Origin of the sequence: Streptomyces sp. MnatMP-M17 (genome assembly GCF_900091995.1) — a bacterium.
Taxonomy (GTDB): domain Bacteria; phylum Actinomycetota; class Actinomycetes; order Streptomycetales; family Streptomycetaceae; genus Streptomyces.
In genome coordinates this window covers 1-8,505 of the sequence record NZ_FMDK01000261.1, presented here as the reverse complement: position 1 = coordinate 8,505, position 8,505 = coordinate 1, and the positions used below count along the sequence as shown (strand labels likewise).

The 8,505-nt window shown below is 69.0% G+C and carries 9 protein-coding genes; 8 read left to right on the top strand and 1 reads right to left on the bottom strand.

Features of this window, described 5'->3' with window-relative positions:
* The 3 genes from GA0115259_RS12530 to GA0115259_RS12520 form a co-directional block, all read left to right on the top strand.
* Positions 1 to 616 (top strand): hypothetical protein (locus tag GA0115259_RS12530; RefSeq protein ID WP_161230356.1); only part of this gene is annotated, 616 nt, incomplete at its 5' end.
* Complete coding sequence (locus GA0115259_RS12525; protein WP_093595233.1) at positions 613 to 1,689, top strand: PrsW family intramembrane metalloprotease; 1,077 nt, start codon at positions 613 to 615, stop codon at positions 1,687 to 1,689. The genes GA0115259_RS12530 and GA0115259_RS12525, both read left to right, overlap by 4 nt.
* A 68-nt stretch (positions 1,690 to 1,757) precedes the next feature.
* On the top strand, positions 1,758 to 2,528 hold the full coding sequence (locus tag GA0115259_RS12520; RefSeq protein ID WP_093595230.1) for an SDR family NAD(P)-dependent oxidoreductase: 771 nt from the start codon (positions 1,758 to 1,760) through the stop codon (positions 2,526 to 2,528).
* A gap of 84 nt (positions 2,529 to 2,612) precedes the next feature.
* Here the strand turns inward: GA0115259_RS12520 and GA0115259_RS12515 are convergent, their stop codons facing one another.
* Positions 2,613 to 3,584: a ScbA/BarX family gamma-butyrolactone biosynthesis protein gene (locus tag GA0115259_RS12515; RefSeq protein WP_237539950.1), complete on the bottom strand. Its 972-nt coding sequence runs from the start codon at positions 3,582 to 3,584 to the stop codon at positions 2,613 to 2,615.
* Positions 3,585 to 3,752: 168 nt separating this feature from the next.
* Between GA0115259_RS12515 and GA0115259_RS12510 the strand changes: the two genes are divergently transcribed.
* The 5 genes from GA0115259_RS12510 to GA0115259_RS12490 all read left to right on the top strand — a co-directional run bounded on the left by GA0115259_RS12510 (position 3,753) and on the right by GA0115259_RS12490 (position 8,485).
* On the top strand, positions 3,753 to 4,427 hold the full coding sequence (locus GA0115259_RS12510; RefSeq protein WP_093595226.1) for a ScbR family autoregulator-binding transcription factor: 675 nt from the start codon (positions 3,753 to 3,755) through the stop codon (positions 4,425 to 4,427).
* 277 nt (positions 4,428 to 4,704) lie between these two features.
* Positions 4,705 to 5,364 carry a ScbR family autoregulator-binding transcription factor gene (locus tag GA0115259_RS12505; protein WP_093595224.1) on the top strand — a complete coding sequence of 220 codons (660 nt, stop codon included), beginning with the start codon at positions 4,705 to 4,707 and terminating at the stop codon, positions 5,362 to 5,364.
* Positions 5,365 to 5,571: 207 nt separating this feature from the next.
* Complete coding sequence (locus GA0115259_RS12500) at positions 5,572 to 6,408, top strand: AfsR/SARP family transcriptional regulator (RefSeq protein ID WP_093595221.1); 837 nt, start codon at positions 5,572 to 5,574, stop codon at positions 6,406 to 6,408.
* Between the two features lie 352 nt (positions 6,409 to 6,760).
* Entirely contained in the window at positions 6,761 to 7,546 is a 786-nt protein-coding gene (locus tag GA0115259_RS12495) for an SDR family NAD(P)-dependent oxidoreductase (protein ID WP_093595218.1), read from the top strand.
* Positions 7,547 to 7,645: 99 nt separating this feature from the next.
* Positions 7,646 to 8,485, top strand: a complete 840-nt coding sequence (locus GA0115259_RS12490) for an NmrA family NAD(P)-binding protein (protein ID WP_093595239.1) — start codon at positions 7,646 to 7,648, stop codon at positions 8,483 to 8,485.
* Positions 8,486 to 8,505 lie beyond the last annotated feature (20 nt).

Sequence of the window (8,505 nt, the reverse complement as noted above, 5' to 3'; positions counted from 1 at the left end):
CGTCCGCCGTATGGACACCGCAGCGGTCACCCGGCGCCCGCCCCGTCGACTGGCCCGCCCTCGGCGCTGGGCCGTCCTCGGGGTCCTGCTCGTCATGGCCGCCCTCACGGCGGGCTGGCCGCTGATCGACCGCGCCATCGCCGACGGCGAGCCCGTACCGGCCGGCGCGGTGCTGGAGCTGGGACCGAGCGGCAGTACCGCCCTGCTGCGGGTGGCGGGTGCGGGCTGGGAGCTGAGCAGGTCGCGCAGCGATCCCGGCTCCTCGTACGCGCTGTCCCGGGACGGTGTCGACCTGGTCGCGGGCTATGTCGACCTCTCCTCGGGCCGTAGCGACGCCGGGCAGCTCTGGACGGGCCTGCGCAAGGTCCTGTCCGTCGCGGACGGCGCCACCCGGCTCGGCGGTCCACGGCCCGTCACCAGCGCGGCGGGCGCGCGCGGTCTGACCGGACCGCTGACACGGCCGGGACGCGCCGGTACCGCCACCGTCTGGGTGCCGCCGAGCGAGAACTACGCCGTGGAGATCACCGTACTGGCCGAGCCGGGCACCGCGCCGGGCACGGTGGCCGACGCCATGGCCGTGGCCCACAGCGTCGCCTTTCCACGGGAGGCATCATGACCACGGCGGTGCCGTCGGCGGCGTACGCCTCGCTGCGCGGATCGCTGCGACGGCAGCCGGTGGGCTGGCTCTGCGCCGCGCTCTGTCTTCTCGGCGCCGCCCTGATCGCTCTCGACTTCGGGGCGGTCGTCCGGGTCTTTCCCGCCTCCGCGCTGCTCGCCTTCGTGCTGCTCCTGATCACGGTGACGATCGGGGTGACGGTCCTTCAGCGGGTACGGCCGTTCCGGGCGGCGCCGCGCGCCTGGGCCTGGAGCGGAGTCGTCTGGGGCGCCACCGCGGCGACCGGCTGTGCCATCGTGGCCAATACCGGGCTCCAGGGTATCTGGGCCAAGACCGCGGGCATCGACTTCGCCTCCCGGTGGGCCGCCGCCCTGACCGCGCCGCTCAACGAGGAACTCCTCAAACTCTCCGGTGTCGCACTGATCGCCCTGGGCGCCAGGCAGTTGGTCCGCGGTCCGCTCGACGGATTCTTCCTCGGCGCGTTCACCGGTCTCGGCTTTCAGGTGGTGGAGAACTGGACGTACGCCATGAATTCCATCCTGAACAGCGGTGGCGTCAACGGCAGCGCCGATGTCGTCCAGTCCTTCGCCACCCGGGTCCTGCTGACGGGCCTCGGTTCGCACTGGGCGATGACCGGAGTGGCCGGAGCCGGGATCGGTTTTCTGCTCGCGCACGACGCCCGGCCGGCGCACCGGCGGATCGTTCCGGCCGTGCTCTGTCTGCTGACCGCCATGGCCATGCACTGGTTCTTCGACTCGCCACTGCTCGGCTCGGTCGCGGGCGTCGCCGTCAAGATGGCGCTCAACTTCCTGATCGCGGCGGGCTTCTATCTCACACTGCGGCACCGGTCGCGGCGGCGGGCACGTGCCTTTCTGCGCTCGCCGCGCACTCCGCTCTCCGCCGATCTGCTCACGCGCGGCTCCCGTCGGCGAGCCCTGCGCAGAGTCCCGCCGGCGCTGCGTCCCGCCGCCGAGGCACGGGCCTCCGCCTATCTGACCGTGGTCGAGGAACACGCCGCCAACACCACCGGAACCGGGCCCGGTTCGGACATCGGCCATGGACAGGCCTATTAATCGGTTGTTCAGCTTGGAAAAACCTCAAGAGTGCTCCGCACCGGGCCGCCCCCTGGCACACTCCGGCCATGTCGACCAACTCACAGATGCTGACCGGCAAGTCCGCCCTCATCACGGGCGCGAGCAGTGGCGTGGGCGCGTGCGCCGCCCATGTGTTCGCGCGTGAGGGAGCCTCGGTGGTGCTGATGGCACGCAGGGAGGAGCGGCTCGCCGCCGTGGCCGAGGATGTACGCCGGGCGGGCGGAAGAGCCGAGTACGTGGTGGGCGATGTGGCCAGCTCCAGCGATATGGCCCGGGCGGTCAAGACGGCGGTGGAGTGCTTCGGCGGACTGGACGTGGCGTTCAACAACGCGGGAGTGGGAGCCCATCAGACACCGCTGCATCTCACGGGCGAGGACGAGTACGACGAGATCATGGACACCAATGTCCGGGGCGTGTGGAACGGACTGAGCCACCAGGTCCGGGCCATGCTCCGCGGCGGCGGTGGTGCGGTCGTCAACAACAGCAGTGTCGCCGGGCTGGTGGCGACGCCGGTCTCCGCGGCCTTCATCGCGGCGAAGCACGCGGTGATCGGACTGACCAGGGCCGCCGCGGCGGAGTACGGGGCCCAGGGGATACGGATCAATGCCATCGCCCCGGGCATCGCGGGCAGCGAGGTGGTCCAGGAGTGGTTCAGCCGGCATCCCGAGGCGGAGAAGCTGCTCCACCGGTCGACACCGCAGCCGCGCACACCGGAACCGCAGGAGGTGGCGGAGGCGGCGGCCTGGCTCTGCAGCGACCGGGCCTCTTTTGTCACCGGTGTGGTCCTGCCGGTGGACGGCGGCTTCACCGTGCTGTGAGCGTGTAAGCGTGTGAGCGGAAGCCGGGCGTTGTGTGAGCCGGGCGTTCCGTTCGGGCGCCGGGCGTGTGTGAGCCGGGCGTGTTCAGGCGCCGGGTGCCGGGGAGCCTGTGGGCGGGGGAGCGCTCACCACACAGGTGAAGACTGGTTCGCCCTCCTGACGCCCGGTCACCAGGACCGACGACAGCCCGTGGAACTGCTCCGGCAGCCGCCGTATCTCGATCAGGCACTCCAGGTCCAGCTCGGCGAAGCGCGGGAACTCGGCGGTGAAGCCGGTCAGTACGCAGGCGCCGCCGCGCAGCACCGAGTTGGCCGCCTGACGGGCGGCTTCGAGCAGGACCATGCCCGGGATGTGATCGACCGGATGGTCGAAGAGCACGGGATGCCCGGTGTCGACGCGCAGCCGCCAGAGGTGCTCCTCGCCGGTCGGGGAGAGCACCACGTCGTACGCGGCGGACCGGCCGACGCTGCTCGGCGGTACCGGCGCGGTCAGCGGCGGTCGCCGTACGTCGGAGCGGGCGGCGCGCTCACCGCGCAGCCGGCGGTAGACGGCCGGAGCGGCGCAGACGAAGGAGGCGCCGCCGGTGGCGACGGTCTGTCCGTCGCGGCGGACGACCGCTTCGTAGCGCAGCCCAGTGAGTTCACCGCCTCGTGTGCGGATCTGCGGACAGAAGACATCGAGATCCAGACCGGCAGGGACACCGCCGATCGCGAGATGCCGGGGCTCGACGGTGAGGGACAGATCCCGCAGGAGGAAGTGATGTCCCAGCGGTGTACCGAACTCGGCGTGTGCCAATAGCGAACCGACCTGGCGGATTGTTTCTGCCGCGAGCAGCGGATCATGGAGTCCGTCGACCGCGCTGAAGAAGCTGTGCAGCCGTGGCCACTGCCCGGTCACCGAGAAACGTCTCTCGTCGCTCCGGCGCCAGCCGGTGAGCAGCACCTCCGCCATCGCGGCACGGTGCACGTACTCCCTCGGCACCGTGGTGGTCAGCTGAGGTGCCACCGGTCTCGCGGTGCGTGAGGTGCTGTCCATCCGGACGGTCGTTTCGGACATGGAGTCTCCCCGTGGAGCACGGATGCTGGACGGGAGCGGCGGAGCGCTCCCGGAGCCGGGGAATATACAGACCACCCGGTTTAGTCGGTAGGCTTGACCGAGAACGGCGGGGGAGCCACCTCAGGGTGTCATGAGGACCCCTGGAACTGCACGACGGGAGCCACCCGCATGGCGCAGCAACAGCGTGCGATCAAAACACGCGCCGCCATTCTGGAGGCCGCGGCCTCGGTCTTCGACCAGTACGGCTACGACGCGGCCACCATCTCGGAGATTCTCGCACGGTCCGAGGTGACCAAGGGTGCCCTCTACTTCCACTTCCCGTCCAAGGAGGACCTGGCGCGGGGCGTGCTGAGCGATCAGACCAGGGACCTGGTCACCGGGCCGACGGACTCCAAGGTCCAGGAGCTGATCGATGTCACGATGGTCGTCGCACACCGCTCCCTGCACGACATGATCCTCAGGGCCGGGACACGGCTCGCCGTGGAGCAGGGATCGGTCGACTTCTCCGATGTCAGTCCCTTCCCCGTGTGGTCGCGTCTGAGCGAGGATCTGCTGGTCCAGGCCAAGGAGCGGGGCGAGCTGCTGCCGTATGTCAAACCGCGGGAGACGGCCGAACTGGTCGTCGGTGCCTGGACCGGGATCCATGTCTACTCGCGGGTGGTGGCGGACCGCCGGGACGTCGAGCGCCGGGTCTCGGTGATGTGGGAGCACCTGCTGCCCAGCATGGTGATGCCGCGTCTGCTGCTCGGGCTCGATGTGGCGTACGACCGCGGGGCCCGCGTCGAGGCCGCCCGCAGGCTCGCCGCCGAGGCCGAGGAGGGATCCGAGCCGGACGCACAGTGATGACGGGCTGTGACCGAACGGTCTCCCGGTTCCTTTCCGGATCCTCCACGGTTCAGCGCTGGAGCCGCACGGGAGTCTCCGTGTTCAAGTTCATTTGATCGAGCGGCCGTCCAGCCGTTCTCCAGGGCGGCTCAAGCGGCTCTTGAGCGATACGGACCGGTGCCGGTTCCGGACATCGAGAGTGGCGCAAAGCTTGTACAAACCGCGCCGACGGTTTGTTAATGTCGCAGCGCACACCGCGCATCGCTTCCGGTCCTCCCGACATCTGGAGCCGTTGATGGTCAAGCAGGAGCGCGCCGCCCGTACGCGACGATCGTTGATCCGGGCCGCCGCGGAGGTGTTCGCGGACGAGGGATACGTTCCTGCGTCGCTCACGATGATCAGCCGCCGGGCCGGGGTGAGCAACGGCGCGCTGCACTTCCACTTCACCAGCAAGGAAGCCCTGGCCAAGGCGGTCGAGGACGAGGCGGCGCAAGAGGTGCGGCTGATCACCGAGCGTTGCCGGCTCGCCGGCGCGGTGGGCCTCCAGCTCCTCGTCGACGCCACGCACACGCTGATGCGCAGCCTTGACGACGATGTCGTCGTACGGGCGGGATTCGAGCTGAGCGGAGACATCTCGCGCCCTCACGGAATCAATCTGCGGCGCGAATGGCGGCGCTGGGTCGAGAGTGAGGTCGAACGGGCGGCGTCCGACGGCGGACTGGCCGACGGTGTGGCGCCCGACGATGTGGCAAGCGCCCTGATGGCGGCCACGGTCGGTTTCGAGGTACTCGGTGCCAGGGACGACAGGGAGTGGATCTCGCGGCGTACGCTAACCCGCTTCTGGGAGCTGATGCTACCCGCGATGGCCCCGCGCCAGGCCATTGGCACCTTGGTGACCTGCGGATCCTGCCATTCGGCCGTGAGCGGGGAGGCAGGTGTGGAGGAGCCCGTTTGACGGGAGTACGCTGCCCGTGTTGCGCCCGTACCCCGACTGTTCGGTGACCTGACGGTGACGCCGATGTACGGAGCGTTAACAAAAAACAGTCTGTACGGTTTGGTATTGACAAACCGTCTGTCCTGTTTTTGAATCCATGCGCAGCAATCGCACCCCGTGAGCGGCCTCGAACGGTACTGACTTCACCTGCAGGGATTGGGGAGACGCGTGGACATCGACGTACTGGGCGCATTGGCTGTGCGGGAGAACGGGAGATCGATCACGCCGACGGCGCCGAAGCCCCGGCAGGTGCTCGCTTTACTGTCGCTCCACGCCGACCAAGTGGTACCGGTGACCGCGTTGATCGAGGAGCTGTGGGCGGGAGAGCCTCCGCGCAGCGCCAGGACCACGCTCCAGACCTATGTGCTCCAGCTGCGGTCCCTGATCGCCGCGGCGCTCAAGCACGGGGCCCAGGAGGGCCAGGAGGGCACGGCGCGGACCGCCAAGGAGGTGCTGGTCACCCTTCCCGGCGGATATCGCCTCGACAGCGGCGGCGGCACCAGTGACGTCCGGGAGTTCGACCGGCTCGCCGGTCTCGGCTACCGGGCGATGGACGCGGGCGACTACGCCGGCGCGGCCCGCCAGTTGCGGGAGGCGCTCGGGCTGTGGAGCGGTCCCGCCTTCGCCGATGTGCACGGCGGCGCGCAGCTCGACATGGAGATCAAGCGGCTCGAGGAGAGCCGGCTCTGCGCGCTCGATCAGCGTATCGAGGCCGATCTCCGGCTGGGCCGCCACCGTGAGCTGCTCGCCGAACTGACCGTGCTCGTCAGCCGCTACCGCACCCATGAGAATCTGCACGGCCAGTTCATGCTCGCCTTGCACCGCTCGGGCCGCCGCGGCGAGGCGCTGAACGTGTACCACCGGCTGCGCGGCACGCTCGTACGGGAGCTGGGCCTCGAACCGTCCGCCGGGCTGCGCAGGCTCCAGCGCTCGATCCTGATGGCGGGACCGGAGGCCGCGGCCCCCGTGGAGAATTCCCGCGAGCCTCTCGTCCGCGTGAGCTGACCGTACGGGCACACCGCATTCCGTTCTGCTTCCGTTTCCGTACCGGTTCGGCCTGTCCTGGTCCGTCCGTACGGGCAGGGATTTCATTCTCATTGTTGGCCGTTGTTGCGGCGGAGCTATTCCCGCCCGCCGTTCTCCGTTCCGTCAGTACCATTCGGGACGGTGGAAATGACATTCCGTTTGCCGGTCTTGGAGCCGTACTAGACGGGTACTCAAGGATTCAAGAAGTAAAGGCTCGGCACGGCTACCGTACTTCGCGTCGAAGAGTTTCGGTTCGACGGGGATTCGACGAGGTACGGAGGGAAACCGTGGAGATTCAGGTTCGGGGACCGCTGAGTGCCGGGGAAATGGGATGAGGCCGCCGAGAAACCCGGTGGCATTGATCACGGGTGCGACACGGGGAATCGGTCTGGGAGTCGCCCGGGAACTCGGCGGGCGCGGCCACCGTGTGTTCATCTGCGCGCGGACCGGCCAGGAGGTCAAGCAGACCGTCGAGGATCTGCGCGCGGAAGGGTTCGAGGTGGAGGGCACGGTCGCCGACGTACGGGACCGGGCGTCGGTCTCGGCCCTGGTGGCGACGGTCGTCGCCCAGTTCGGCCCGGTCAACATCCTGGTGAACAACGCGGGCCGGGGCGGCGGAGGGCCCACGGCCGAGATCGCCGACGAGCTCTGGTACGACGTCATCGACACCAACCTCAACGGTGTGTTCCTGCTGACCCGTGAGGTCCTGCTGAACGGCGGCCTCGTGGAGGCCGGCCATGGCCGCATCATCAACATCGCCTCGACGGCCGGGAAGCAGGGCGTCGTGATGGGCGCCCCGTACTCCGCCTCCAAGCACGGTGTCGTCGGCTTCACCCGGGCGCTGGGCAAGGAGCTGGCGCCCGTCGGTGTCACCGTCAACGCGGTTTGCCCCGGTTATGTGGAGACGCCGATGGCCGAGCAGGTCCGGCAGGGATACGCGGCGGCCTGGGACACCACCGAGGACTTCGTCCAGGAGCAGTTCGAGTCGAAGATCCCGCTCGGCCGCTACTCCACTCCCGAGGAGGTCGCCGGTCTGGTCGGCTACCTCACCACGGAGAGCGCCGCGTCGATCACCGCCCAGGCGATCAATGTCTGCGGCGGTATGGGCAGTTCCTGAGCTCCTCGCCGGGATCCGGGAGCGGAGCGTAGACGCATACGTATGGAACTGAGCTTCGTAGCTATGTCGCGTCTCAGGTGAATGGACTTGACTGTACTCATGACTCAGACCACGCAGAACGCCCAGACAGAGACGAAGACGACGCTCGTCATCGGCGGCACCGGCAAGACCGGCCGCCGGGTCGCCGAGCGCCTTGCCGCCCAGGGCCTTCCCGTGCGGATCGGTTCGCGCAACGCCGACCGTCCCTTCGTGTGGGAGGACCCGGCCACCTGGGAAGGTGCGCTGGAGGGCGTCGGAGCCGTCTATGTCACCTACTACCCCGACCTGGCCTTCCCCGGTGCCGCCGAGAGCGTGGGCGAGTTCTCCAAGTTCGCCGTCGCCAAGGGCGCGCGCCGCCTGGTGCTGCTCTCCGGCCGCGGCGAGGAGGGCGCGCAGGTCGCCGAGGAGAAGCTGAAGGAGTCCGGCGCCGACTGGACCGTCGTACGGTCGAGCTGGTTCAACCAGAACTTCAACGAGAGCTTCTTCCTGGAGCCCGTCCTCGGCGGCGAGCTCGCGCTGCCGACCGGTCACGCCGTCGAGCCCTTCGTGGACGCCGACGACATCGCCGACGTGGTCGTCGCAGTGCTGGCCGACCCCAAGCACATCGGCAAGACGTACGAGCTGTCGGGCCCCCGGCTGCTCAGCTACCAGGACGTGGCCGAGGAGCTGTCCAAGGCCACCGGCCGGGAGATCACGTACACCGCGGTCACCAGCGACGAGTACCGTGCCTTCCTGAAGGAGAACGACCTTCCGGAGGACTTCGTCGAGCTGTTCGCCCTGACGCTCGACGGCCGCAACGCCCACCTGGTGCACGGTGTGGAGGAGGTCCTGGGCCGCAAGCCCCGTGACTTCGCCGACTTCGCCAGGGACGCCGCCGCCACCGGCGTCTGGAACGTCTGATCCGCCACTCCGGCCGGCGG

Excerpts from the sequence above, each read along its gene's own strand:
- GA0115259_RS12510 (WP_093595226.1), top strand. The coding sequence starts at position 3,753 with ATGGCGCAGCAACAGCGTGCGATCAAAACACGCGCCGCCATTCTGGAG.
- GA0115259_RS12525 (WP_093595233.1), top strand. The coding sequence starts at position 613 with ATGACCACGGCGGTGCCGTCGGCGGCGTACGCCTCGCTGCGCGGATCG.
- GA0115259_RS12495 (WP_093595218.1), top strand. The coding sequence starts at position 6,761 with ATGAGGCCGCCGAGAAACCCGGTGGCATTGATCACGGGTGCGACACGG.
- GA0115259_RS12505 (WP_093595224.1), top strand. The coding sequence starts at position 4,705 with ATGGTCAAGCAGGAGCGCGCCGCCCGTACGCGACGATCGTTGATCCGG.
- GA0115259_RS12520 (WP_093595230.1), top strand. The coding sequence starts at position 1,758 with ATGTCGACCAACTCACAGATGCTGACCGGCAAGTCCGCCCTCATCACG.
- GA0115259_RS12490 (WP_093595239.1), top strand. The coding sequence starts at position 7,646 with ATGACTCAGACCACGCAGAACGCCCAGACAGAGACGAAGACGACGCTC.
- GA0115259_RS12515 (WP_237539950.1), bottom strand. The coding sequence starts at position 3,584 with ATGTCCGAAACGACCGTCCGGATGGACAGCACCTCACGCACCGCGAGA.